Below are 26275 nucleotides of genomic sequence, written 5' to 3'. Positions count from 1 at the left end.
CAGAATGGGAACAAAGAAGAATGGTTTGGAATTGTACCTTCACATCCCGTTTTGCATAAAGAAATGTGATTATTGTGACTTCCTGTCAGGTCCCTCTACCAGGGCCGGGCAGGAAGCTTATATTTATGCACTTTTACGGGAAATGGAGACGGTTTCAAAGAATCTGAAAAAACGTCCGGTAGATACAGTTTTCATTGGCGGGGGAACACCTTCTGTGCCGGAATGTGATGTAATGGAAAAGCTTTTACAGGGGCTGAGAGATTATTTTTTGTTTTCGGCGGATGCGGAGGTAACGATTGAAGCAAATCCTGGAACATTGACGCCTGAGAAACTTTCTATTTACAGAAAATACGGAATTAACCGGATCAGCATTGGCTTACAGTCGCCAAACAATAAGGAACTGGCTATGCTTGGAAGAATTCATAATTATGCACAGTTTCTGGAAAGCTTTCAGATGGCAAGAGAGGCTGGCTTTTCCAATATAAATGTGGATCTGATGTTTGCCATTCCGGGACAGTGTTATGAAGATTGGATAGAGAACCTTCGGATGGTGGCGGCACTTGGCCCGGAGCACATTTCGGCATACAGTCTTATTATTGAAGAGGGCACCCCTTTTTCCAGAAAAAAGCTGGATTTGCCTGATGAAGATACGGAGTACCGCATGTATGAAGATGTTGCTGTAGTTCTGAAAGAGTATGGCTATCATCAGTATGAGATTTCCAACTATGCAAAAGCAGGGTGTGAATGCAGACATAATGAAGGATACTGGCAGAGAAAGGATTATCTGGGGCTTGGGCTTGGAGCGGCTTCCTTATTGGGAAAGGAACGTTTTTCCAATACTTCCGATATGCAGGAATATCTGAAAAACAGCAGTGCACCAGAAAAAATTCGAAAAAACAGGGAACTTCTTACAAGAGAAGATGAGATGGCAGAGTTTATGTTTCTTGGACTTCGTATGACACAGGGCGTGTCCAAAAAGGAATTTCAGGAGTATTTTGGCACTGCAATAGAGAATATATATGGAGAAGTTCTGAAAAAATATAAGAAACAGGGACTGCTGTTGGAAGAAAGCGGCAGGATATTTTTATCAAGAGAAGGCATTCATGTGAGTAATGCAGTGATGGCAGATTTTTTGCTGTAAGTTTTGGTGGAAAAAGAATTTAGAAATGGTTGACGAACAAATGTTCTTGTGATATTCTTGAAGAACACATTAAGAAATATCTGAGCCGGAGGATTCCGGATCAGATCAGGATACAGGGAGTTACAGCCGGTGCTTTCCGGTTAAGAAATGGAGGAACAGATGGCAGCAGAGAATAAGAAACAGTTTATCAGAATCAGAGGAGCCAATGAGAATAACCTGAAGAATCTCAGTGTGGATATTCCCAGAGATAAGTTTGTAGTTCTTACCGGCTTAAGCGGATCAGGAAAGTCTTCACTGGCATTTGATACGATCTATGCAGAAGGGCAGAGAAGATATATGGAATCTCTGTCTTCCTATGCCAGACAGTTCCTTGGCCAGATGGAGAAGCCAGATGTGGAGAGCATAGAGGGACTTCCACCGGCTATTTCTATTGACCAGAAGTCTACTAACCGCAATCCCAGATCCACAGTAGGAACGGTGACAGAAATTTATGATTATTTCCGTCTTTTATACGCCCGTGTTGGTATTCCACATTGTCCGAAATGCGGCAAGGTGATCGCCAAGCAGACAGTAGACCAGATGGTGGATCAGATCATGGAATTGCCGGAGCGCACCAGGATCCAGCTTCTTGCACCGGTAGTACGAGGACGCAAGGGTACCCATGCGAAATTACTGGATCAGGCCAGACGCAGCGGTTATGTACGTGCGGAAATCGATGGAAATGTGTATGAACTTTCAGAGGAGATTACCCTGGATAAGAATATTAAACATACGATTGCCATTATTGTAGACCGTCTGATCGTGAAGCCTGGAATTGAGAAAAGACTTACAGATTCTCTTGAGACAGTATTGAATCTGGCTGACGGATTGGCTGTGGTGGATACCATGGACGGAAATTATATGAATTTCAGCCAGAGCTTTTCCTGTCCGGATTGTGGAGTCAGTATTGATGAGATCGAGCCAAGAAGTTTTTCGTTTAATAACCCATTTGGGGCCTGCCCGGAGTGTCTTGGCCTTGGTTATAAGATGGAATTTGACCCGGATCTTATGATCCCGGATAAGTCTCTGAGCATTTCTGAAGGGGCTATTGTAGTGATGGGCTGGCAGTCTTGCACAGATAAGAGCAGTTTTACCAATGCTATTCTGAATGCCCTTTGCAGGGAATACGGTTTTGATTTGGATACACCTTTTAAAGATTATCCCAAGAAGATACAGGATATTATTCTATACGGCACAGGCGGACATTCTGTGAAGGTTTATTATAAGGGACAGCGCGGAGAGGGGGTTTATGATGTGGCTTTTCCAGGCCTTATAAGGAATGTGGAACAGCGCTATAAAGAGACTGGCTCTGAATCTATGAAACAGGAATACGAGAGCTTTATGCAGATCACTCCGTGTAAAGCATGTAGGGGACAGCGACTGAAGAAGGAGTCACTTGCGGTTACGGTAGCGGATAAGAATATTTATGAAATTACCAATATGTCCATTGATAAGCTGAAGAGATTTCTGGCAGAAATGCAGCTGTCTCCGCAGCAGCAGCTTATTGGAAAGCAGATACTAAAGGAGATCAGAGCCAGAGTTGGGTTCCTGGCAGATGTAGGTCTGGAGTACCTTTCTCTGGCACGTGCCACGGGTACTCTGTCTGGTGGAGAGGCACAGAGAATTCGTCTTGCTACTCAGATCGGTTCCGGCCTTGTTGGGGTTGCCTATATTCTGGATGAGCCAAGTATTGGTCTGCATCAGAGGGATAATGATAAACTTCTTGGAGCTTTGATGCACCTAAGAGATTTGGGAAACAGTCTTATAGTGGTTGAGCATGATGAGGATACCATGCGCGCGGCGGACTGTATTGTAGATATAGGACCCGGAGCAGGAGAACATGGTGGACAGCTTGTTGGAATGGGCACTGCTGAGGAACTTATGCAGAATCCGAAGTCCATTACAGGAGCATATCTCAGCGGAAAACTGAAAATCCCGGTTCCGGAAGTACGAAAGGAACCTACCGGTTATCTGACTATTAAGGGGGCGGCAGAGAATAATCTCAAACATATAGACGTGGATATTCCTCTTGGAATTATGACCTGCATTACAGGTGTTTCCGGGTCAGGAAAGAGTTCTCTGATCAATGAAATCCTTTATAAACATCTTGCAAGGGATCTGAACAGGGCCCGCGTGATCCCGGGAAAGCATGATGAAATTATTGGAATAGACCAGTTGGATAAGGTAATTGCCATTGACCAGTCTCCAATTGGCCGTACACCAAGATCTAATCCTGCTACGTATACAGGCGTGTTTGACCAGATCAGAGATCTTTTTGCTGCTACAGCAGATGCCAAGGCAAAGGGGTATAAGAAAGGGCGCTTCAGCTTTAATGTAAAAGGCGGACGCTGTGAAGCCTGCAGTGGTGATGGTATTATTAAAATTGAAATGCACTTCCTGCCAGATGTTTATGTCCCTTGTGAAGTTTGCAAGGGGAAGCGCTATAATCGGGAAACTCTGGAAGTGAAGTATAAGGATAAGAGCATCTACGATGTACTGAATATGACAGTTGAGGAGGCAATGACGTTCTTTGAGAACGTTCCATCCATCAGAAGGAAGATAGAGACCTTATATGATGTCGGTCTTTCCTATATTCGTCTCGGACAGCCTTCCACCACTCTTTCCGGCGGAGAAGCACAGCGTATTAAGCTGGCTGCAGAGCTGAGTAAGCGCAGTACAGGTAAGACTATTTATATTCTGGATGAGCCTACCACTGGATTGCATTTTGCAGATGTTCAGAAACTGGTGGAGATTTTGCGTCGACTTTCGGATGGTGGAAATACGGTTGTTGTAATTGAACACAATCTGGATGTGATCAAGACCGCTGATTATATAATTGATATCGGACCGGAAGGTGGAGATGGCGGGGGAACAGTTGTTGCCAAGGGAACACCTGAAGAAGTGGCGAAGAATCCAGCTTCTTATACAGGACGTTATGTTGCGAAATATTTGAAGTGATTCTGATAATAAACCTCTTTCCAATTGAAGCATTTTTGTTTATAATGGTACGAAGACTATTAATTATGAAAAATCTATGAGACAATTATAAAGTCACATCTGCAGAATGTGGTGTTTATGATTACAGTTCGGAATATGAATGGTAATCATTTATTGCACAATTCTTGCAGAGAAAGTGTGACAAAGTGTTTTGAGAGAAAGGGGAATTTAATGCCTGCCAGTGATATTGGAATTGACCTGGGAACCAGAAACAGTCAGGTATATTCCACTGGACGGGGGCTGGTAGTCAGTGAGCCGTCTGTAGTGGTTTATGATAAGAACTCAGAGAAAATAAAAGCAATCGGTGAGGAAGCCAGACAGATGACCGGACATGTTTCATCAAATATGGAAGTAATCCGGCCAATCCGCCAGGGAGTGATCGTAGATTATACGGTTATGGAGAAGATGCTGAAGTATTTCATTTCCAAGGCAATGGGTCGCCATGCCTTTCGAAAGCCTAGAATCAGTATCTGTATCCCCAGCGGAACCACAGAGATTGAAAGAAAGGCAGTAGAGGAAGCTACTTATCAGGCTGGAGCAAGGGAAGTGTTTCTTGTGGAAGAGCCGATTGCAGCTGCAATTGGTGCCGGAGTAGATGTGACGAAGCCTTTTGGTAATCTGATCGTGGATATAGGAGGCGGAACCACTGATGTTGCCGTGATTTCCATGGCTGGCTCTGTTGTGTCTGCTTCTGTAAAGGTTGCCGGAGATAATTTCGACCAGGCAATCATGAGCTATGTGAGAAAAAATCACAGCCTTTTTATTGGGGAAGAGGCCGCTGAGAACATAAAAATAAAAATCGGAACTGCCTGCCAGGAAGCATCTCCGCGGATGCTGGAGGTAAAAGGCAGAAATGTGATCACCGGACTTCCCAAGGTTGTAACTCTGACTTCAGAAGAAATCCGTATTGCATTGAGGGATGCTACCAATCAGATTGTGGAGACTGTGCACGGAGTGCTTGAGAAAACTCCGCCGGAACTGGCTGCAGATATTGTAGACAGAGGAATTGTTCTCACAGGTGGCGGAGCATTGCTCCATGGAATGGACACCCTCATTGAGCAGAAGACCGGCGTAAGCACTCTTACTGTGCAGGATGCTATGTCTGCGGTTGTGGTGGGAACCGGTAAATATGCGGAAGTAATTACCAGGATGGAAGAATAATCTGATTGCTTTGAAAAGCGTAAACAGTAACATATAATTTGGCTATTCTGTTTTGCAAAAGATAAAATATTATGTAAACTATAATGAAAAGGGTACTGCGTTCTAGAGCGTGTTTGAAAAAGGTTTTCTGCAAAGTGGGGCGTGCAGATTGCGGGAATACTTTTTCAAACACATTCTAGCAGTGCCCTTTGGTTAGTGCTGGCGGCAGGAGAAGAACAAATGAGTGAGAAAGTTACAGGCTATATAGATCATGTCATATTCCGCAATGATGAAAATGGATATACAGTTATGGTTCTTAAGACCGCGGATTCAGAGGAAGAGCTGACTTGTGTAGGAACATTTCCTGACGTTACACAGGGGGTGACCATTGAAGCTGAGGGACAGTTTTCCCAGCACCATATATACGGCAGACAATTTAATATCCAGTCTTATGCGGAAAAGGCACCAGAGGACACCCAGGCTATGGAACGTTATCTGGGTTCCGGAGCGATTAAAGGGGTAGGTGCAGCACTTGCTGCCAGAATTGTGCGGTGTTTTGGCGAGGATACCCTTAGAATAGTGGAAGAAGAACCGGAAAGGCTGGCGGAAGTCAAGGGAATCAGTGAGAAGAAAGCCAGAGAGATTGCAGTACAGGTGACTGAGAAGGCAGATATGCGAAAAGCCATGATGTTTCTGCAGAAATATGGCATTTCCCTGAATCTTGGAGCAAAGATATATCAGAAATATGGTCAGTCCGTATACAGTGTGCTTCAGGAGAATCCCTATCGTCTGGCAGATGATATCTCGGGAGTTGGCTTTAAAATTGCAGACACCATTGCGTCACGTATTGGTATACATGCAGATTCAGATTACAGGATCCGCAGCGGTATGATGTATACTCTTCTCCAGGCTTCAGGGGAAGGACATGTATATCTTCCGAAGGACGAACTGTTTGACAGAGCTTCCCAGCTGCTTCAGGTAGATGTTTCTTATATGGAGAAACATCTGATGGATATGGCAATTGACCGGAAAGTTGTTTTAAAAGAGAATGACAGAGAGGTACTGGTTTATCCAAGCCAGTATAACCGCTTGGAACTGAATACAGCAAGAATGCTCACTGAATTAAATATCCGTTATCCACAGAATGAGCAGATGATGGAGCGAAGAATTGCCCAGATTGAGAAAGAAACAGGTACTGTTTTGGAGGAAATGCAGAAGAAGGCTGTTGTAGAGGCTGCTGGAAATGGCCTTTTTGTACTTACAGGAGGACCAGGTACCGGTAAAACTACCACGATCAATGCAATTATTCGTTTTTTCGAGGGCGAAGGCGCAACTCTTCGTCTGGCAGCACCTACAGGACGCGCAGCCAAGCGAATGACAGAAGCTACAGGTTATGAAGCACAGACAATACATCGGCTTCTGGAATTGAACGGTGTGCCGGATGAGGATGGCAGAGAGTCTCAGGGTGTTCATTTTGAACGGAATGCAGAGAATCCGCTGGATACAGATGTAATCATTATTGATGAGATGTCTATGGTGGATATTTTTCTTATGCATTCACTGCTTCTTGCGGTGACTGCGGGAACCAGGATCATTCTGGTAGGAGATGAGAACCAGCTGCCAAGTGTAGGTCCTGGAAATGTGCTGCGGGATATTATTCAAAGCGGCGTTTTTCCAGTAGTAGAACTGAAGAAAATTTTCAGGCAGGCCTCTCACAGTGATATTGTAGTAAATGCACACAAGATCCATAACGGAGAGCAGGTTTCCCTTGATAACAAAAGCCGCGATTTCTTTTTCCTGAAGAGATATGATGCCGATATTATTATCCGCGTGGTCATCGCACTGATTCAGGAGAAACTGCCGAAGTATGTGGATGCAAGACCTTTTGAAATACAGGTTCTGACTCCAATGCGAAAGGGGCTTCTGGGCGTAGAGAGGATGAACCAGATCTTACAGAGATACCTGAATCCACCAGAATCAGGTAAAAAAGAGAAAGAAATTGGAGACCGGCTTTTCCGTGAGGGAGACAAGGTTATGCAGATTCGGAACAACTATCAGCTGGAATGGGAAGTCCGGGGGAAATACGGAATTCCTGTAGAAGAAGGGGTGGGCGTATTTAATGGAGATACTGGCATTCTGAAGGAAATCAATGAATTTGCAGAGACTGCCACTGTGGAATTTGAGGATGGCCGTTTCGCTGACTATTCTTTTAAGCAGCTGGAAGAATTGGAACTTGCCTATGCTATAACCATACATAAATCCCAGGGCTCAGAATATCCGGCAGTTATTCTGCCGCTCCTTTCCGGCCCCAAGATGCTGATGAACCGCAATCTTTTGTATACAGGTGTTACAAGAGCCCGGAAATGTGTTACTGTAGTTGGAAGTGAGGAGACTTTCGGGGAGATGATCCGCAATGAGAAGCAGCAGAAACGTTACAGCTCTCTTTGGGCAAGGATACAGGAACTTTCTGGATCTGTTGTATCCAAGACGGTGTCCTCTGTGTCACAGGATTCTTAGGAACAGCCATCAGTTGATCTGTCTGGACTGTGCCGGAGATTTAAGACCTGTATCGGGGCCACGGTGTTACAAATGCGGAAAACCGGTAAATGGAGATGAAGAATACTGCAGGGACTGCGGCGCCCATCCAGGCGCTTTTGACCAGGGACGCGGGATTTTTCTCTATGATGACCGGATGAGATACTCTATAATGAAATATAAATATTTTGGTTGTCAGGAATACAGCCGCTTTTATGGAAAAGCATTGTATATCTACGGAAAAGATATGCTTGCATTATGGAAGCCGCAGATAATCATTCCGGTTCCGCTTCATAGAAGAAAACAGCGCATAAGAGGGTTTAATCAAGCTGAACTTCTGGCGAAAGAACTGTCCCGTTATGCTGGGATTCCTGTAGATACTGCTATTCTAAAAAAGTGCCATGCTACCCGATCACAGAAAAAACTGGATGCGGCTGAAAGAAAGAAGAATCTTCAAAAAGCTTTTCAGGTTGTAGGAAATCCTGTAGGAATGCGTATCTTGCTTATTGATGATGTATATACTACTGGAAGTACCATGGATGTGCTGGCAAAGCTTCTGCTGGAAAAGGGAGCATCCCATGTATATTTTCTCACGCTGTGTATTGGAAACAACAGGTAAAAAAATGCTTTTCATGGCATGGGATATATGATACAATCATCCTGTATGAGTATAGCTTTTCAGCTTTAAAAGAAACGCATAAGGAGCCATTTATGATAAACGAAGAAAAAGTAAAGATAATGGATCAGCTTGCTGTATATGAGAAACAGGAAGGCAGAAAGTATCTTCCAGTAAGCAAGTACTACAGGAGTGACTATATTGGTCTGGCGCTGATTAAGAATTTCTTTCTTGTAACAATTGGATATGGATTGATACTGGCTGTGATTGCAGCGTATAATTTGGAATATCTGCTGGATAATGTGCACAAGATGGATCTGATCTCTCTTGGAGTTGTAGTCCTGGGGGGATATATAGGGATATTGGTATTATATTCTGTGCTGACATATATCCAGTACACTGTGAAGTACCATAAGGCGAAGAAGAGTGTAAAACAGTATTACACTCAGCTGACGAAATTAGAGAAAATCTATACTCGTGAAGAAAAGAAATTCGCAGGACGTGAAATGTCAGGAGGATATAGAAAATGACAGCATTACTTGAGTTAAAGCAGAAAATAAAAGAAATATACGGACAGTATGAAATGTATATCCTGCCTGTAATGAAGTTTGTTCTTGCACTGGTTTATTTCCTGTGGATCAATGCGAATATGGGATATATGTCTCGCCTGAATAATGTATTTTTAGTACTGATCCTGGCATTGATCTGTTCCATTTTGCCGTCTTCCGCTATGATGTATATTGGTTTTGTGCTGATCCTTGTTCACAGTTATGCACTTGGAATTGAAATTGCGGCATTTATGCTTGTTCTGATCCTTCTGATGATGATCTTTTTCCTGAGGTTCAGTGGTGAACAGAATGTAACATTTGTATTTACACCGCTTTCCTTTGCATTCAGCCTTCCGGCATTACTTCCTATTGGAAGCGGACTTATGGAGAGCAGTTTATCTGCAATTCCGGCTGGCTGCGGTGTGGTTATGTATTATTTTATCCGTTTTTTAAGATCACAGTCAACAATTCTTGTGAATCCGGATCTGGAGATGACAGATAAGCTGCAGATCATGGCTGACGGTCTGGTACAGAACTGGGGAATGTGGATTGCAGTTGTTGCTTTTGTAGCAGTTATCCTTCTGGTACATCTGATCCGTACCCGCTCTTTTGATCATGCATGGAGGATATCTATTATTACAGGCGGTGTTGCCTATGTGTTTATAATGCTTGTTGGAAGTTTTGGAATGAACCTGAATGCAACTGTTGCAATGATTCCGCTTCTGATCTGTACGATTGCAGCTGTTCTCCTGGCACTTGTGCTTGAGTTCTTTGCATTTGGAGGAGATTACAGCCGTGCAGAGCGTCTGGAGTATGAGGATGATGAGTACTTCTATTATGTAAAAGCAGTTCCCAAGGCTTCTGTTGCAACTTCCGAGAGAAGTATTAAGAAAATAAATGCAGAACCTGTTCGTGAAGAGCGCAAGGCAGAGGACAACTCTGGTACTTATGCCAATCCAATCTTCCGACAGGATGAGAAGCCTAAAAGAAAGAAAGCTTCTCCAGCAGCAGACAGAAAGCCAAGACAGGCAGAGAAACCTGCTGCTAAGGATATTGATTTTGAAAAAAAACTTGAAGAATCTCTTAAAGATCTTTAAGGTTACTGCTTGGCAGTGAATGGTAACAAAGAAAGGAGTACACTATGCAGGATATGGCAGTCAGATTATCAGGATATTTGTCAAAACTCTCCCTGCCCAGTCTGGGAGTAACAGACATACTGGAGATTGCCCTGATTTCCTTCTTTATCTATCAGTTTATGGTGTGGATCAAGTTTACCCGCGCTTATACTCTGTTGAAGGGAATTCTGATAGTACTCCTTTTTATTTTATTTGCATATGTGTTGAAAATGAATACGATCCTCTGGATCATTAAGAATCTTTCTACTATACTTCTTACCAGTGTTGTTGTTATTTTCCAGCCAGAACTTCGGAAAATGCTGGAGCAGCTGGGACAGAAGAAGTTTATGGCTTCTATTTTCCCTTTGGATGCCGGCAAAGAGGTACAGGAAAGGTTTACAGATAAAACAATCAATGAGCTTGTGAAGGCATGTTTTGACATGGGAGAAGTAAGAACTGGCGCATTGATCGTTATTGAGCAGAATATCCGCTTAAGTGAATATGAGCGCACAGGAATCAATGTGGATGCAGTTCTTACAAGTCAGCTCCTGATCAATATTTTTGAACATAATACACCACTCCATGATGGCGCTGTCCTGGTGCGTGGCAATCGAATTGTAGCAGCTACCTGTTATCTGCCTCTTTCCGATAATATGGAGCTGAGCAAACAGCTTGGAACCAGACACAGAGCTGGTGTGGGAATTAGTGAAGTAAGTGATTCCCTGACAATTATTGTTTCAGAAGAAACCGGGCAGGTGTCTATGGCCCAGAACGGACAGCTCAGCAGAGGGCTTACCAGTGCTGAACTGAGATCTGCATTGATCAAGGCTCAGAATAAAAAGGTTGTAACTAACAGTAAACTGCGTCATCTGTTGAAAGGAAGAATGAGACATGAAGAAGACAAAGCTGACTAGGAATTTTACCTTGAAGATCATGTCTGTTTTCATCGGATTTCTGATCTGGTTTATTGTGGTAAATGTGGACAATCCGGTATCCAGTAAAAGTATCACCATTGCCGGAGAAAATGTAGAACTCCAGAATACGGCTTATGTGGATAGTGCAAACATGATGTGTATGCAGGATGATGATCCGGATCCTATAAGGGTTACAATCACAGGAGAGAGAAGACTTCTTTCCAGGATTACTCAGACCAATATAACCTTGACGGCAGATCTGCAGCAGGCAGGAAGCCTTGATACAGATCCGGTTATGGTTCCGATCACTGCCTCCTGTCCGGGAATCAGCCCCGAGAATATTAAAGTGACACCACAGTATCTCAGTGTCAGACTGGAAGAAAAAGTAACACAGGAGTTTCTGGTTAATGTAAATTACGGTTCCAGCCAGCCGGGCAAGGGCTACGAGGTTGGTTCCCAGACCGCAAGTCCGGAGAAAGTTAAAATTACAGGTCCGAAATCTCTTGTGAATAAAATTGATAAAGTAAATGCGACCGTTGATGTTGATGGCCGAACAAAGGATTTTTCCGAAGAGGCAGAACTGAATATTATTGATAAGAATCAGGACAGTCTTGCCGGAAGAATGGCTTATCTCACCATAGATAATACCAAAGTTGTTGTTACAACTAAATTTTGGAAGATTCGCACAGGCGTTAATATTGGTGCGGACTATGTAGGTGTGCCGGCAGATGGCTATCAGGTGGAGAGTGTGACTACTGTTCCGGATACTGTAAGTATTGCGGGAACAGATGAGGCATTGGAGACTCTGAAGCAGAATGACAACACGATCTGGATAGGCGGTACTGATATTGATATTACAGGAGAGACAACTGATATTGAGAAGAAAGTCAGTCTGAAAGATGTGCTTCCTGAGGATGTGAAGCTGACAAGCGGAACCAGTGAGGACGTTTGGGTGAAGGTAAGTATTTTACCTATTGGAAGTCATTCATATGGTCTTCCCTCCAATCAGGTTACGGTAGATAACCTTGCTGATAATCTTCTGGTAACATTTGGAACAGATAAGATTGAAATCCGCGTGAAAGCAACAGCTGGAGAGCTTGATGACTTTAATCTTGACGAAGTGAAAGCTTCTGTTGATCTGAAGGATATGGAAGTAGGAAGCTATCAGATCCCTGTGACTGTGAAGCTGCCTAAGGGATTTGAACTTCTGGATGATGTGGTTGCAGATGTGACTATATCAGAAGTTTCCAATTCAGATACTAATAATGAATGAGCTGTTGTTTACGGATAACGTTTGGCGAAATATATTGCCATGGATCCAGAGAACAGCAGCAATAAGGGAGAGAAACTATGGTAAGTGAGAAAGTAAGGGTGAACAATCCTTCCGGCCTTCATTTACGACCGGCAGGCATTCTTTGTAAGGAAGCTATGAAATATAAATCTCTTATAACATTTCAGTATGGTCAGGGGTCTGCCAATGCCAAAAGCGTGCTCAGTGTTCTGGGCGCGTGTGTGAAATGTGGTGATGAGATTACTATATTTTGCGAAGGCGAGGACGAAACAGAGGCTTTAAGAAATCTTGTAACTGTTATCAACAATGGTTTAGGAGAATAAGATTTACAACGTTACAATAGGGAGGCATAAAAGTGAAAAAGAGAGTAGCAGCCGCAGTTTTAGGGATTATGTTAAGTGTGTCCATGGGTCTGGAAGTTCCAGCCGCAGCTTTGGATAGCGGATTTGAATCTGGATTTACATCTGAACAGGCAGCAGATGTGCAAACAGAAGACGGAACCGAAGCAGTACAGCCGTCTGAGGATACAGAGGTGCCTGCAGATACGGCAGCAGCTGAGGAGCAGCAGGTACAGGAAAGCCAGGACAAGGAAGAACATACAGACAGCGAAAATTCAGGAGAAAGTACAGATGGTTTTTCCGATGGCTTTACTTCAGGTGAAACAGTGGAGGAGAATGGAAGTACTGCTCCGGTAGATGGATTTGAAGCTGTTCCTGAAGGCACATTGGATGGGACTCAGGAAGTACAGGCAGATAATTCAGACGGAGTATTTGACTGGAAAGAATGGGAGCAGACAGCTGATGGTTTTAAGCTTCGCAAGAAGAAATCAGCTGTAAGTGCAGCTGCTGAGGCTCAGAATGTGGCTGGTTCTGATGAGATTCAGGCGTTTGATGAAGTCCAGGAGAATGGCGAAGCAGCAGGTACGGAAAGTGCAGAGGCTGAAGGAACAACTGTCCAGACTGAATATTATACCGCAGCAGATGGCATTGTAGAGATTACTACAAGAAACGAGGCTGGAGCAGTTCATACTGGAAGTTATCTGTTTGATGCCAATGGATTTTTGGTTACCGGCATTAAGACTTTAGCTGGAACGGAGAGTGCAAATGGGGCTGTTGGTGAATTCTATTTTACAGCTTCCGATAGTGCACAGGCATATACAGAATATAATGGACAGGGTGCTGCACTGGTTCCGTGGAAGACCACACTTGGTCAGATGAAGAAGGATTACTGGCTGTGGAACAAAGAAAGCAGAAACTTCCATTATTATGGCGCAGATGGTAAGGCACTAACCACTGCACAGTTAGATGAAGCCGCCAAGGCAAATAATACATATACAGGATATTATAAGATCAATGATGAGTATTATTGTCTGGATGAGAATGGAACACCACGTACTGGGAATGTTACTCTGACCGTAAACGGAGTAGCTGCACAGTACTACTTCCAGCCAGCAGAAACAGATCAGGAAATTCCAGGAAAGATGTACCGTGATGGATGGAAGAGTTTTGCAGGAACAGCCGGTGAGCAGTGGAAATATTATGATTCCGGTGAGCTGGACAGCAGTAAAATTGGACAGCTTATGGTTCATGGCGTTATTGTAACAGAGCTTGACGGACGTAAAGATGCGGAAAATTCCTATCTGATCGATAAGAATGGCTATCTTCTTAAGAAGACTATGAAGAAAGCCACAGATGGCAAATATTATCTGACAGATAAGAATGGCTGTATTTATAAGAATCGTATTGTCACTTATAAAAAGAAACAATATTATGTAACAGAAACTGGTGCAAGAGCAAACTGGAAAAAGGTATGGCATCGCTGTCCTGGGGCTGGAAACAGAATGTACTATTTTGGTTCTACTGCTGGCCGGATCGTGAAGAAAACCGGATGGCAGAAAGTAACCACCTCTAAGGGGAAATTCTATGGCTGGTTCCTGTTCAATAAAAAAGGAAAGCATTATGCCAATACACTGAGAAACGGATATTATTTCAAAGCTGACGGAAGACTTGCCAGCGGAGTTACCGTGATCAATGGCAAGAGTTATTTCTTTAAACCATCTACATCTAATACAAGAAATGGCCAGATGGTTAAGAATGAAATGTTTGTTTACAAGAAAAAAACATATTTTGCAGACTCTAAAGGTGTACTTCGCAAGAGCGGATGGCAGAAGATTGATGGAAACTGGTATTACTTCAAGAATATGAGTCTTGTGAAGAATGCATTCGTGAAGAAAGGCAAAAAATACGGATATGTAGATGCCACTGGTAAGTTCACTACAGGCTGGGTGGTTGTAGACAATTCCCAGAATCTGGTTCGTTACATTAACCCGGATAAGAAGGGCTTTGTGCAAAATGAATCCAAGTGGATTGATGGCAAGCTGTATTACTTTGATAAGAATGGTTACAGAATCAATGACGTGACAAATATTTACAAATCAGGATATACAGTTGAAGTGGATCGTGTAAATGGTGTTATGACAATTTATGCAGATGCGAACCGTACAATTCCGGTTAAGACCATTCGTGTTTCAGTAGGCAATCCTGGAACAGATACTCCGACAGGCAGATATAAACTGACAAGATACAGCAGATGGCAGGCGCTTATGGGACCGTCCTGGGGACAGTATGGTACTCATGTAGATGGTGCTGGTCAGGGCGGAATTTTCGTCCACTCTATTGCATGCGGCTCAGCAAACAGCTATAATTTGCCGGTTAGTGCATATCTTAAGCTTGGAAGCCCGGCTTCCCATGGCTGTATCCGTACCTGTGTTGCCGATGCAAAATGGGTATATGAGAACTGCAATGGTTCCACCATTTATATTTTCGATGGAACCTATAAGTCTGACGAAGTATTCAAAGGACCGCTGGGACGTCGCGCAATTACACCGCTGAAGGGAATTAAGAATGGCGGATACTACGATCCGACCGATCCAGCAGCTTAATAGCTTACTCTGAAAGATATTTGTTGATAAAAAAAACGACATAAAAAGCCAAAAAGAGTGTCTTAAAATTATCAGATTTGATGATTTTAAGGCACCTTTTTACTGTTTTGGAGAATAACATTGAAATTTGAAAATGGAAACTGTATAATAACAAAGTAACACATTTTTAACATCTTGTAAGAAACAAGCGAATAAGGGAAAACGGTAAACACTACTGGTCCGGTAAGGAACGTAACCTGAAACTGTTTATCAGGAGGAGATATGGGAAAATGGAAAAAATGGCTGTCTGCCGGTTTATTTACAGCTTTGCTTGGAACTGCAATAATTGCAGGACCAACTGCAGATGTAAGTGCCAATGCAGGAAATAAGCCATATAATATTGAAAATGTTTCACCAGATGCGCATCTGGCACCAAGTGTAGGAGATTCCTCTTCCAAGACAAGCTCAAAGGCATGGCACAAAATTGACGGAGTCTGCTACAATGGAAGCGGAAAGAAAGTAGAAGGAGCCATTACCAGAGGTATGGATGTTTCAGAATGGCAGGGAAAAATCAATTGGAAGGAAGCCAAGAAAGATCTGGATTTTGCCTTTGTGCGTATTTCCTATGGAACCAGACATCTGGATGATTATTATGACTATAATATGACTGAGGCAGAAGCAGCAGATGTGCCGGTGGGAACTTATGTATACAGTCTTGCCAAGACAAACAAAGAAGCACTTGCTGAAGCGCAGCTGGCCATTCGTCAGATGCAGGGACATAAGGTTTCCTATCCGGTAGCTTTTGACCTGGAAGATGAAGCTACATTGGGAACCTTGACCAGAAAGGAAATTTCCCAGATTGCTCTCACATTCTGTGATGAGATCCGCAAGGCAGGATATACACCAATTCTCTACATGAATCTGAATTGGTATAATAATTTTGTAGACTGGAACGTTCTGGAAGGCTCCGGTCTGGATGTCTGGATTGCAAGCTACGGAGATACAATTCTTGCACCGAGCGCCAGCAAATACAAATACACCATCTGGCAGTGCACAGCTGGTGATGAAGTTCCAGGTATGATCAGTACCAAGAAGCTGATCAGTGGAGTTCCCAAAGAGAACAATGTGGATCTGAACTTTGGCTATGTAGATTATACAACCAAGATTGTTCCCAGATGGAATTCTCAGGAAGGCTATACCCCTGCAAAACAGCCTTTATATTCAGATCCCAAGCTTCACAAGAATGGCTGGACCACTGTTAAAGGCAGAAAATATTACTACACAAATGATAAAAAGGCCAAAGGCTGGCTGGAAATTGATGGCAAGTATTACTGCTTTAGTTCCGTAGACGGACACTTATATAAAAGCAAGCTGATCAAGAAAGACGGCACTGCTTATTACGTGGACAAAAACGGTGTACGTGTAGAAAATAAAGTTGTGACAAAGAAAGGCAAGACCTACTATTTCGGAGCAGATGGCAAAGCCCTGACAGGTATGCGCAAGGTGGGCAGGAAATATTATTATTTCAGCACTACATCCTTTGCTATGGAAAAGAATTACAAATATGTAGCAGCTAACGGCAGCATTTACTATTTTGGAAGTAAAGGTTACCGTGCAAAGAACAAGTTTATCACCCTCACAGAGAATGGCAGGAAGAATACTTACTATTTTGGAAAAAATGGAAAGGCTTATAAGGGCTGGTACACCATCAAAGGAAAAAAATATTATTTCTACCGCGGAACGGGTGCCGGCGCAGGAGTACGTGCGCAGAACGTGAGCCTGACCAGTGCAGATGGACTCGTTTCCGTATTTAACAAAAATGGTGTATGTACCAAACAGTACAGATTGGATGAACAGTAACCGCAACCAATAATCTTGATTTATCAGACGGAATCATGTATATTAGAGCGTGTTTGAAAGATCTCCCACAAATTGTGACGCACATCTTGCAGAAAACCTTTTTAAACACGTTCCAAGAAGTCGATAAGACTGTAAATTTGACTGAATATAAAATGAAAGATAAATAAGGAGAAAAAAAATGGGAAAAATTAAAGTAACAAATTGTGATGATATTGAAGGCTTAAAAGTAATCGAGCCAACCGTATTTGGAGATTCCAGAGGTTATTTTATGGAGACTTACAATTACAATGACTTCAAAGAGGCAGGAATTGACGTAGAATTCGTACAGGATAATCAGTCCAGCTCACGTTATGGTGTTCTTCGCGGTCTCCATTTCCAGCTTCATTATCCACAGGACAAACTTGTCCGCGTAGTAAACGGAGAAGTGTTTGATGTGGCTGTAGATTTAAGAGAGGGCTCCAAAACTTATGGAAAATGGTACGGAGTTGTTCTTTCAGCAGAGAATAAGAAACAGTTTTTTATTCCGAAAGGATTTGCACATGGCTTCCTGGTTCTTTCTGAGAATGCGGAGTTTACTTATAAATGCTCCGATTTTTATCATCCAAACGATGAGGGCGGTCTGATCTGGAATGATCCGGACATCAATGTACAGTGGCCGATTCCGGAAGGTATGGAGCTGATCTTCTCTGACAAGGATCAGAAATGGGGCAGCTTTAAGGAACTTAACAGATAGGAGACTGTAAATGCTTAAGTCTATTTTTTCCCTGCCGGCGGATTTATATAAAAACCGCCGGCTGGTTATGAAACTGGCAAAAAATGATTTCAAGACCCGATATGCAGGTTCTTATTTTGGAACCTTCTGGGCTTTCGTTCAGCCGGTGGTAACAATTCTGGTATACTGGTTTGTATTTTCAGTGGGGTTCCGGTCCAACACAGATGAACTGGGAGTCCCTTTTGTGCTTTATCTGGTAGCTGGTATTGTGCCCTGGTTTTTCTTTTCTGATGCGCTTTCCGGAGGTACCAATTCGCTTCTGGAATATAATTACCTTGTAAAAAAGGTAGTGTTCAACATTAGCGTCCTTCCAGTGGTAAAAATAATTTCCGCTTTATTTGTACATGGCTTTTTTGTACTTCTGGCAATTATTCTTTATATATGTAACGGAAGATTTCCTGACTGGTACTACCTTCAGATATTGTATTATAGTGCATGCGTCTTTTTTCTTGTGTTGGGACTTTGCTATGCTACTAGTGCAATTGCAGTCCTTTTCCGCGATCTGAACCAGATTATTGGTATCGGATTACAGGTTGGAGTATGGCTGACTCCTATTATGTGGGTGTCAGAGAGCATGATCGGTACCAACAGCCTTCTATACAAAATTCTTCAGCTGAATCCTGTATTTTATATTGTATCAGGATATCGTGACGCATTTATTATCAAGCGCTGGTTCTTCGAAAGACCAGTCTGGACATTATATTTCTGGATATTTGCCATCTGCTGCTTCCTGTTTGGAAACTGGATCTTTAAGCGGCTTCGGGTTCATTTTGCAGATGTTCTGTAAATAGGAGAAAAGCAGTTATGAATCGAAATGTATTCAGCGAAGAGGGAAGGTAACGGTTCATGAGACATGTTCGATGAAGTACAGAACTGTAGAGGAACTAGGCAGTTACAAAGCGGATAGAAAAGAAAGGAAACAACGTGGAAAGTAAAAACGCCATTGAAATAAGAAATTTGTCCAAGATGTATAAGCTCTATAACAGACCACTGGACCGCCTGAAGGATTCTCTGGGGCTTAGTCGTAAGAAGCTGTATAAAGAACATTATGCACTTAAGGATGTTAGTTTTGATATTGGAGAAGGAGAATGCGTTGGTATTATTGGAACAAACGGCTCCGGAAAATCCACTATTCTGAAAATTATTACCGGTGTACTGGCTCCTACAGCCGGAACCGTAACCGTAAATGGAAGAATTTCGGCTCTTCTGGAACTGGGAGCCGGATTTAATCCGGAATATTCTGGTATGGAAAATATTTTCCTGAATGGTACCATGTTAGGTTTTTCCGAAGAAGAAATCAACGCAAGGCTGGATGAAATCCTCAGTTTTGCTGATATTGGTGATTTTATCCATCAGCCGGTAAAGACCTACTCCAGTGGTATGTTTGTACGCCTGGCCTTTGCTGTGGCTATCAACATAGATCCGGAGATCCTGGTAGTGGATGAAGCACTTTCTGTAGGTGATGTATTTTTTCAGGCGAAATGCTATCATAAGTTCGAGGAATTTAAGAAACAGGGCAAAACTATTTTGTTTGTAAGTCACGACCTGGGAAGCATTTCCAAATACTGCGATCGTGTTATTCTTTTGAATCAGGGTGTCATGCTGGACGAGGGCACGCCTAAAGCTATGGTAGACATGTATAAGCAGCTTTTGGTACATCAGGATCCGGTGAAACAGGCAGAAGGCTCAGAGACAAAGAAAGAAGACTGGAAACAGGGATTCCTTGTGAACCCAAACACATTGGAGTATGGGGAAAAACAGGCTGAGATCACAGACTTCGTTGTAATGGATTCCAAGGGACTTCAGACCAACACGATCGAGAAGGGGTCTAAATTTCAGATTAAAATGCGCATTCATTTTCATGAAAGCATTCAGCAGCCTATTATGGCTTTCACGTTCAAGAATATTCAGGGAACTGAGATCACAGGAACCAACACTATGTATGAAGGTGTGAATGTGGAACACACAGACGCAGGGGATGAGTGTGTAGTGGTTTTTGAGCAGAAAATGGATATGCAGGGCGGGGAATATCTTCTCTCCTTTGGATGTACCGGTTATCGGAATGGAGATTTTACCGTATTCCATCGTTTATATGATGCATGCAACATAACTGTGGTTTCTTCCAAAAATACAGTTGGATTCTACGATATGAATTCCAAAGTGTGGATAGAGGAATAATAAAATATGCAGGAAAAAATCGGAAACGTAACATTAGATTATGAATATTACCCAGGCGAGGATCTGTACAGCGATGGTCCTGTGGAAGAAGAGCTTCTTGAAATTGCGAAAAATTATCAGGAGAAGGAACTAAACCAGTTGATCTATGAGCGAAACAGCTGGCCGGTTCTTTATCATTTTTCACATATTCGCCAGAACATTCTGGAGTGGCTCCCTATCACAAAAGAACAGAAGGTTCTGGAAATCGGATCCGGATGTGGACCGATCACAGGAGTTCTCGCGCGAAAAGCCAAAAGTGTCACCTGTATCGATCTGTCAAAAATGCGCAGCACCATCAATGCATATCGAAATCGCGAATGTGATAATGTGAAAATTATGGTAGGAAATTTTCAGGATGTGGAGAGTAGCCTTACTGAGAAATATGATTACATTACCCTGATCGGTGTGTTTGAATATTCCCAGGGCTATATCGGGACAGCACAGCCTTATGTGGAAATGCTCCGACGCATTGCCCGCCATCTGGCACTGGGAGGCAGAATCGTGATCGCGATTGAGAACCGACTTGGCCTGAAATACTGGGCCGGCTGCACCGAAGATCATGTGGGAAAATATTTTGAAGGACTGGAGAACTATCCGGATACCAGAAGTGTGCGGACTTTTTCCAGAAAGGAACTGTCTGATATTATTGACCAGGCTGGTGAATTTAAGACCACTTTCTATTATCCATATCCGGATTATAAATTCCCGATGACTATTTATTCAGACAAGCGTCTGCCGAAGAAAGGCGAGCTTCGGGATAATTTCTGCAATTTTGACCGTAACAGAATACAATTGTTCAATGAGGGAAAAGTATACGATTCCCTCACTGATGCAGGACTTTTTCAGGAATTTTCCAATTCATTCCTGGTGATTGTGGAAAGGAAGGAAAACAAATGAAAGAGATTATTTTCAGTAAATATTCCAATGAAAGAAGCCGTTCCTTCGCAATCCGCACTGACATTGCAGAAGAAGATGGGAAAAGATGGCTGGAGAAAAAATGGCTGTATCCGGAAGGAAAAGAACACGTTCTTCGTATGAAAAAATGGAATCAGAAGCTTGATCAGATGTATGGGGAAGTTCCGTTTCTGAGCAACAAGTGCGAGATTGGCGAAGACTGTGCTTATTTTGAGTATCTGGAACAGGAGAATCTTGCAGAATATCTGGATGATCTGCTGGGAAAGGGAGAAAAGGAAAAAGCTGAGAAAATTTTCACAGAATATCTGGAAAATGTACAGAAGCTTCACAGCAAGAAGCCGTTCACAATAACTGAGGAATTCAAAAATGTTTTCGGTGATGTGCCTATGCCTGGCGGACTGACATGTACAGATGTTACGAATATTGATATGATCTGTGACAATGTTGTAATGACCAGTCCATATACGCTTCTGGACTATGAATGGACATTTGAGTTTCCTGTTCCCTGTGAATTTGTACTGTATCGGATCATCCATTACTATATACAGACGCATAAAGTGCGTGAAGTGCTGAATGCAGCCAGACTTTATGAGAAATTTGGTATTTCAGAAGCGATGAGAACCAGTTTTTCCAGAATGGAAAGCGGTTTTCAGGTATATATCACAGGCACGCATGTTCCTATGAGGGAGATGTATGCCACAATGACTCCAGGGGTGGAATATTTGTCCCTGAGTAATCTGGGACCGCTGCAGGTATATTTCGCGGAACAAAGAGGTATGTATTCCGAAGCAAGTTCTGTAAAAAGGCCTATTATGGCGGGAAAGGTAAAATGCACCTTGAATCTGCCGAAAAGCTGCAGGTTTATAAGAATTGATCCAGGTGATCATCCGTGTACGGTACATCTTGCAGCAATCCGCTTTGACAGGATGCCTGCTTCCATGGATGGGGTTCTGACACCCGATGGAACAATCTGCGGCAGCTGGGCCTTCCTTTCACGGTTTGATCCCTGCATTGTAGATATAGAAGTTCCGGAAGGTGCTAAGAATCTTACACTGAACCTGGAGATTGATGAGGCAAAAGAAGATATGCTGAATGAGATCCGTGCCCTTGAGGTGAGAAGCCACAGTCTTAAAGGAGTGCTTGGAGAGCGGGCGAGAGAAGCAGTGGACCGTCTGAAAAATGGTCGGGAATCTTCTGCAAAGAAAGGAAAGTAGAATGAATCAAAAGGTAATGCTGGTTGAAAAAGAACGGTTTCTTTTGAATGATAATTGCAAATATATGATCACAGGAAGGGTTTCAAAGGAAGCAGATATAGAGTGTTATCTGGATGGTATCCGCCTTCTTTCTGAGGCAAACCTGATTACTGTGATGACCGGATTTATGAGGGCTGTGGAGACGAAAAATCCAGGAGGCAAATGGGTGGAGGTACTGGTTACCCTGCCTGAAAATTTGCAGAATTACAAAAAACTTGAGGTATACGCTGTTAACGGAAAGGAGCGTTTCCTCTGGTATAAGATGAAAACCCCGGATCTTATGAGAAAACAGGGAAAACCTCAGCTTTTTGTTGATGGGGAATCTATAGTCAGAGAACAGAAGAAGGTTATCCTTGCCGGCTGGGCAGTAGGAACCACACCGGTTTCCCTGCAGGTATATGATGAAAATAAAAAGCCTGTGAAAATAACCCTGAAGCGGAATACCCGAATGGACGTGGCAGAAATGTTTCGGGAATGCGAAGTGAATAAGGATTGTGGATTCCATATCCAGGCAGAAAATGTATCTGGAAAGAAGGCTTATCTTGTTGCAAAGGATGAGAACGGAAAAAAGGCAGTCTACCAGATTGGTATTTCAAAGGGCGAACGCTTTAAGGCAAAAGCCAGCCTTTATTCGAAAAAGGCAATGGAGAATTATCGTTCCAATGGCATTCATACTGTGATCCGGAAGTCGCTGATCAAGTTGGAAGCATTGAGCAAGGGAGACGGTCTTTACCAGACCTGGCTGAAGGAGAACAGGGTTACTAAGAAAGAACTGAATCAGCAGAGAAAGACTGTTTTTCAGGAGAACATTAAGTTTAGCCTTGTGGTTCCTCTCTATAAGACGGATAAGTACCTTTTGAAGGCTCTTGTGGATTCTGTGCTGGCGCAGACATACAGCAACTGGGAACTTTGCCTTTCAGATGGAAGTGGAGCAGATTCTCCGATCCGCAGTATTCTGGAAGAGTATCAGAAAAAGGATCCCAGGATCAAAGTTGTTTTCAATGAGAAACAGCTGCAGATTTCAGACAATACAAATGCTGCTATTGGAATTGCCACTGGAAATTATATTGCATTTGCAGATCATGATGATACCCTGGCAGAGGAAGCTTTTTATCAGATGGCAAAGGAAATCTCACAGCATCCGGAGGCGGAGCTTATTTATTCTGATGAGGATATTATTGATATAAGAGGAAATCGGCTTTTCCCTCATTTTAAGCCGGATTTTAACCCTGATTATCTGTGCTGCGTAAATTATATCTGCCATCTGGTGGTTGTAAAGAGAACACTTCTCGACCGAACAGGACTTCTGAGACCAGAATATGACGGTTCTCAGGACTTTGATTTTTTGCTTCGCTGCACGGAGCATACAGACAGTGAGAAGATCCGCCATATTCCCAAAATTCTGTATCACTGGAGAAGCCATGAGGGTTCCACAGCGGGCAATCCGGATGACAAGCCATATGCAGTGATCGCAGGAGAAAAGGCTCTTGCAGGGCATTATGAGCGCATGGGAATTAAGGCAGAGGTGGAATACACTGGATGCCCGGTCGTTTTCAGAACCCATTTTGTTATAGAGGGTGACCCGAAGGTATCCATTCTGATTCCGAATAAGGATCATACAGAGGATCTGAATAAATGTGTGACTTCCATTCTGGAGAGGAGCACCTGGAAAAATATCCAGATTATAGTAATTGAGAATAACAGTGAGAAGGAAGAGACCTTCCACTATTATGAGGAACTTGAGAAGCGGTATCCTCAGGCAAAAGTGGTTACATGGGATGGTCCCTTCAACTATTCAGCAATCAACAATTTTGGTGCAAAATATGCGGATGGAGATTATTTACTTCTGTTGAATAATGATACAGAGGTTATTACTCCAGAGTGGCTGGAGAACATGATGGGCTATTGCCAGAGAGAGGATGTGGGCATTGTAGGAGCCAAGCTCCTTTACCCGGATAATACGGTTCAGCATGCTGGTGTCGTGGTAGGAATCGCAGGTTTTGCAGGACATATTCTTACCGGATATGACAGATATGCCACAGGATATTTGTGGAGACTGGCAACTACACAGGATGAGAGCGCAGTAACAGGCGCCTGTCTGATGGTGAAGCGAAGCGTTTTTGAGGAACTTCATGGGTTGGATGAAAGCTTTGCAGTGGGACTGAATGATATTGACTTCTGTCTTAGGGCAAGGGCACTTGGTAAATTGGTTGTATTTACTCCGGAGGCCTGCCTGTACCATTATGAATCTAAGTCACGCGGACTGGAGAATACGCCGGAGAAGAAGGCGCGTCTTCAGAAAGAGGTGGATCATTTCCGGGAACGTTACAGAGATTTTCTGAAAAAGGGTGATCCGTATTACAATCCGAATCTGAGTATTGTGAGAGGAGATTGTGCATTCAGGATGGCGTATGAGAAGAAGGATGAAATAGTTTGATGCAGAACTAACATAAAAACCCAGTCGGGAGAGGAAGATACCCTGTCCTGACTGGGTTTTTTATTAGGATTTTACAATTTTCACGATCCTCCAGATCAAAAGAATCAGAAGAAGTAAGAATACACCGGCAATTACAAAATACGGAATTTCAGTGTGATTATCGGAGTAGTCCTTGGCCGCCTGCATGTGTTGCTGACCTTCCTGGACGGAGGCAGTATCATCAGACTGAACAACTTCAAGGACTGCAGATCCCACAGAAGTGCCGTTGAAAAGGTAGGTGCGGTCAATCTGGTCGCCGTTCTGGGAATCTTCTGTGGTAAGGCTATCGGCACCGGTGCCGGCTGGAACTACTACATCACCGCCGGAGATAATGCTGAAATCGCTGTCTCCAAGGGATAAAGTTACAAACTGATCGAATCCATAATTGAGAATAGAGGCTGCATCAGGAGCTGTCTGACCGGAAGCACCTTTCAGGACTACGCTGATCAGAGTCATGCCATTTCGCTGGGCTGCACATACCAGTGTACTTCCGGAGGCTTCCGTATAACCTTCCTTACCGCCGATACATCCTTCATAAAATCCGGTGCTGCCAGTATCTGTCATGGTGAATTTGCTGGTCAGGTTACGGGCTGCCGCTTTATTGGTGGCAGGGATCGTGTAGCTGGTGGCTGCTGCGATGGTTCTGAAAGACTCATTCTGGATGGCGGCCTGCATGATCAGCGCCATGTCGTGGGCTGTAGTGTGCTGGTTGTCATCCGGAAGTCCGGTGGGATTCGTGAATACGGTATTGGTACATCCAAGCTCCTGTGCCCGGGTATTCATCTGCTGGACAAAGCCGTCTACAGAACCGCCTACATGCTCTGCAATCTGCAGTGCAATATCATTGGCAGAGGCAACCATAATGGCATACAGGCACTGCTCTACAGTGAAGACCTCGTCAACCTGTGAGGAAATACTGGCACCACCGTCTGTGACACCGGAAACTCCGGTGGCGGTCATGGTAACCTCATCTGTGAGCTGTGTATTCTCAAGAGCCAGAAGACAGGTCATGATCTTGACTGTACTTCCAGGGAAAAGTACTTCGTCTGCATTCTTGGAATAGAGAATGGTATTGGTGGTATTCTCCATGACTACAGCCGCTTCAGAAGAAATATCGGAAGCCTGTGGCCATCCGGAAATGGAATTGGTAGATATGGTACCTGATGCTTCAACTGCTGCACTCTGGTCTGCCTCTTCTGCAGATATGGGAACCTGGAAAAGAAGAGATGCAAAAAGACCAAGAGCCAGAAAAACTGAGGTTATCTTTCGCTTTTTCATAGTATAATGAACTCCTGTATTAAAATAAGGGTATCTGCAGTGCTGTCTGTGAACAACATGGTAACACTCTTTCTGACAGTGCAGATACAATTCTGCTGCAAGTATAACATATAGTATATTTTTCCTGTAAAATAGAAAAATATAATACAAATATAATCATATCCTAAAATGTGGTTCAATTCAACCTTTCTTTTACAGCTTCCTTGCAAAATTGTTTCTTCAATGTTAAAATAGGGTCATTATAAAAG

General features: G+C 43.2%; 19 protein-coding genes and 1 pseudogene. 19 read left to right on the top strand and 1 reads right to left on the bottom strand.

What is annotated here, in order from left to right; genetic code table 11:
* Positions 1 to 4 precede the first annotated feature (4 nt).
* The 19 genes and pseudogenes from hemW to PGQ38_RS02520 all read left to right on the top strand — a co-directional run bounded on the left by hemW (position 5) and on the right by PGQ38_RS02520 (position 24710).
* Complete coding sequence (gene hemW, locus PGQ38_RS02605; RefSeq protein WP_195992025.1) at positions 5 to 1141, top strand: radical SAM family heme chaperone HemW; 1137 nt, start codon at positions 5 to 7, stop codon at positions 1139 to 1141.
* A gap of 159 nt (positions 1142 to 1300) precedes the next feature.
* Entirely contained in the window at positions 1301 to 4138 is a 2838-nt protein-coding gene (gene uvrA / locus PGQ38_RS02600) for an excinuclease ABC subunit UvrA (RefSeq protein ID WP_204453847.1), read from the top strand.
* A 210-nt stretch (positions 4139 to 4348) separates the two neighbouring features.
* Entirely contained in the window at positions 4349 to 5338 is a 990-nt protein-coding gene (mreB, locus tag PGQ38_RS02595; protein WP_148461733.1) for a rod shape-determining protein, read from the top strand.
* Positions 5339 to 5464: 126 nt separating this feature from the next.
* A pseudogene (locus PGQ38_RS20355) lies at positions 5465 to 5518 on the top strand (DUF6783 domain-containing protein); the annotation flags it as partial.
* Between the two features lie 39 nt (positions 5519 to 5557).
* On the top strand, positions 5558 to 7834 hold the full coding sequence (recD2, locus tag PGQ38_RS02590; protein WP_270430755.1) for an SF1B family DNA helicase RecD2: 2277 nt from the start codon (positions 5558 to 5560) through the stop codon (positions 7832 to 7834).
* Positions 7731 to 8471, top strand: coding sequence for a ComF family protein (locus PGQ38_RS02585; protein ID WP_204453849.1), 741 nt, complete (start codon positions 7731 to 7733; stop codon positions 8469 to 8471). Before recD2 ends, PGQ38_RS02585 begins: the two co-directional genes overlap by 104 nt.
* Positions 8472 to 8563: 92 nt before the next feature.
* A complete protein-coding gene (locus PGQ38_RS02580; RefSeq protein WP_173719279.1) occupies positions 8564 to 8998 on the top strand; it encodes a hypothetical protein in 435 nt (144 codons plus the stop codon).
* Positions 8995 to 10113 carry a hypothetical protein gene (locus PGQ38_RS02575; protein ID WP_173719280.1) on the top strand — a complete coding sequence of 373 codons (1119 nt, stop codon included), beginning with the start codon at positions 8995 to 8997 and terminating at the stop codon, positions 10111 to 10113. The genes PGQ38_RS02580 and PGQ38_RS02575 overlap by 4 nt, the downstream gene beginning before the upstream one ends.
* A gap of 44 nt (positions 10114 to 10157) precedes the next feature.
* Entirely contained in the window at positions 10158 to 11045 is an 888-nt protein-coding gene (cdaA, locus tag PGQ38_RS02570) for a diadenylate cyclase CdaA (RefSeq protein ID WP_118579686.1), read from the top strand.
* Positions 11023 to 12318 carry a CdaR family protein gene (locus PGQ38_RS02565; RefSeq protein ID WP_148461731.1) on the top strand — a complete coding sequence of 432 codons (1296 nt, stop codon included), beginning with the start codon at positions 11023 to 11025 and terminating at the stop codon, positions 12316 to 12318. Before cdaA ends, PGQ38_RS02565 begins: the two co-directional genes overlap by 23 nt.
* A 77-nt stretch (positions 12319 to 12395) precedes the next feature.
* Positions 12396 to 12659 carry an HPr family phosphocarrier protein gene (locus tag PGQ38_RS02560; protein WP_118579680.1) on the top strand — a complete coding sequence of 88 codons (264 nt, stop codon included), beginning with the start codon at positions 12396 to 12398 and terminating at the stop codon, positions 12657 to 12659.
* 32 nt (positions 12660 to 12691) lie between these two features.
* Positions 12692 to 15277, top strand: a complete 2586-nt coding sequence (locus PGQ38_RS02555) for a L,D-transpeptidase family protein (RefSeq protein ID WP_204453851.1) — start codon at positions 12692 to 12694, stop codon at positions 15275 to 15277.
* Between the two features lie 261 nt (positions 15278 to 15538).
* Positions 15539 to 17116 carry a GH25 family lysozyme gene (locus tag PGQ38_RS02550; RefSeq protein WP_204453853.1) on the top strand — a complete coding sequence of 526 codons (1578 nt, stop codon included), beginning with the start codon at positions 15539 to 15541 and terminating at the stop codon, positions 17114 to 17116.
* Positions 17117 to 17294: 178 nt separating this feature from the next.
* Positions 17295 to 17849, top strand: coding sequence for a dTDP-4-dehydrorhamnose 3,5-epimerase (gene rfbC, locus PGQ38_RS02545; RefSeq protein WP_118579668.1), 555 nt, complete (start codon positions 17295 to 17297; stop codon positions 17847 to 17849).
* Positions 17850 to 17859: 10 nt separating this feature from the next.
* Positions 17860 to 18675, top strand: a complete 816-nt coding sequence (locus PGQ38_RS02540; RefSeq protein WP_118579665.1) for an ABC transporter permease — start codon at positions 17860 to 17862, stop codon at positions 18673 to 18675.
* Between the two features lie 137 nt (positions 18676 to 18812).
* Positions 18813 to 20066 carry an ABC transporter ATP-binding protein gene (locus PGQ38_RS02535; protein WP_270430752.1) on the top strand — a complete coding sequence of 418 codons (1254 nt, stop codon included), beginning with the start codon at positions 18813 to 18815 and terminating at the stop codon, positions 20064 to 20066.
* 6 nt (positions 20067 to 20072) lie between these two features.
* Positions 20073 to 21002: a class I SAM-dependent DNA methyltransferase gene (locus PGQ38_RS02530; protein WP_148461728.1), complete on the top strand. Its 930-nt coding sequence runs from the start codon at positions 20073 to 20075 to the stop codon at positions 21000 to 21002.
* Positions 20999 to 22234, top strand: a complete 1236-nt coding sequence (locus tag PGQ38_RS02525; RefSeq protein WP_204453854.1) for a hypothetical protein — start codon at positions 20999 to 21001, stop codon at positions 22232 to 22234. Before PGQ38_RS02530 ends, PGQ38_RS02525 begins: the two co-directional genes overlap by 4 nt.
* Position 22235: 1 nt before the next feature.
* On the top strand, positions 22236 to 24710 hold the full coding sequence (locus PGQ38_RS02520) for a glycosyltransferase family 2 protein (RefSeq protein WP_270430750.1): 2475 nt from the start codon (positions 22236 to 22238) through the stop codon (positions 24708 to 24710).
* Between the two features lie 63 nt (positions 24711 to 24773).
* Here the strand turns inward: PGQ38_RS02520 and PGQ38_RS02515 are convergent, their stop codons facing one another.
* Positions 24774 to 26027 (bottom strand): D-alanyl-D-alanine carboxypeptidase family protein, encoded by a 1254-nt coding sequence (locus PGQ38_RS02515; protein ID WP_118579657.1) that lies wholly within the window; start codon positions 26025 to 26027, stop codon positions 24774 to 24776.
* Between the last annotated feature and the right edge of the window lie 248 nt (positions 26028 to 26275).

This window comes from Blautia faecis (assembly GCF_027662325.1).
GTDB classification, from domain to species: domain Bacteria; phylum Bacillota; class Clostridia; order Lachnospirales; family Lachnospiraceae; genus Blautia_A; species Blautia_A faecis.
The sequence above is the reverse complement of the archived record's forward strand: the minus strand, read 5'-3'. Positions and strand labels throughout refer to the sequence as shown.

What these genes read in the sequence shown, in the direction of transcription:
- hemW (WP_195992025.1), top strand. Translation starts at nt 5, where the DNA reads ATGGGAACAAAGAAGAATGGTTTGGAATTGTACCTTCACATCCCGTTT.
- uvrA (WP_204453847.1), top strand. Translation starts at nt 1,301, where the DNA reads ATGGCAGCAGAGAATAAGAAACAGTTTATCAGAATCAGAGGAGCCAAT.
- mreB (WP_148461733.1), top strand. Translation starts at nt 4,349, where the DNA reads ATGCCTGCCAGTGATATTGGAATTGACCTGGGAACCAGAAACAGTCAG.
- recD2 (WP_270430755.1), top strand. Translation starts at nt 5,558, where the DNA reads ATGAGTGAGAAAGTTACAGGCTATATAGATCATGTCATATTCCGCAAT.
- PGQ38_RS02585 (WP_204453849.1), top strand. Translation starts at nt 7,731, where the DNA reads ATGAGAAGCAGCAGAAACGTTACAGCTCTCTTTGGGCAAGGATACAGG.
- PGQ38_RS02580 (WP_173719279.1), top strand. Translation starts at nt 8,564, where the DNA reads ATGATAAACGAAGAAAAAGTAAAGATAATGGATCAGCTTGCTGTATAT.
- PGQ38_RS02575 (WP_173719280.1), top strand. Translation starts at nt 8,995, where the DNA reads ATGACAGCATTACTTGAGTTAAAGCAGAAAATAAAAGAAATATACGGA.
- cdaA (WP_118579686.1), top strand. Translation starts at nt 10,158, where the DNA reads ATGCAGGATATGGCAGTCAGATTATCAGGATATTTGTCAAAACTCTCC.
- PGQ38_RS02565 (WP_148461731.1), top strand. Translation starts at nt 11,023, where the DNA reads ATGAAGAAGACAAAGCTGACTAGGAATTTTACCTTGAAGATCATGTCT.
- PGQ38_RS02560 (WP_118579680.1), top strand. Translation starts at nt 12,396, where the DNA reads ATGGTAAGTGAGAAAGTAAGGGTGAACAATCCTTCCGGCCTTCATTTA.
- PGQ38_RS02550 (WP_204453853.1), top strand. Translation starts at nt 15,539, where the DNA reads ATGGGAAAATGGAAAAAATGGCTGTCTGCCGGTTTATTTACAGCTTTG.
- rfbC (WP_118579668.1), top strand. Translation starts at nt 17,295, where the DNA reads ATGGGAAAAATTAAAGTAACAAATTGTGATGATATTGAAGGCTTAAAA.
- PGQ38_RS02540 (WP_118579665.1), top strand. Translation starts at nt 17,860, where the DNA reads ATGCTTAAGTCTATTTTTTCCCTGCCGGCGGATTTATATAAAAACCGC.
- PGQ38_RS02530 (WP_148461728.1), top strand. Translation starts at nt 20,073, where the DNA reads ATGCAGGAAAAAATCGGAAACGTAACATTAGATTATGAATATTACCCA.
- PGQ38_RS02525 (WP_204453854.1), top strand. Translation starts at nt 20,999, where the DNA reads ATGAAAGAGATTATTTTCAGTAAATATTCCAATGAAAGAAGCCGTTCC.
- PGQ38_RS02520 (WP_270430750.1), top strand. Translation starts at nt 22,236, where the DNA reads ATGAATCAAAAGGTAATGCTGGTTGAAAAAGAACGGTTTCTTTTGAAT.
- PGQ38_RS02515 (WP_118579657.1), bottom strand. Translation starts at nt 26,027, where the DNA reads ATGAAAAAGCGAAAGATAACCTCAGTTTTTCTGGCTCTTGGTCTTTTT.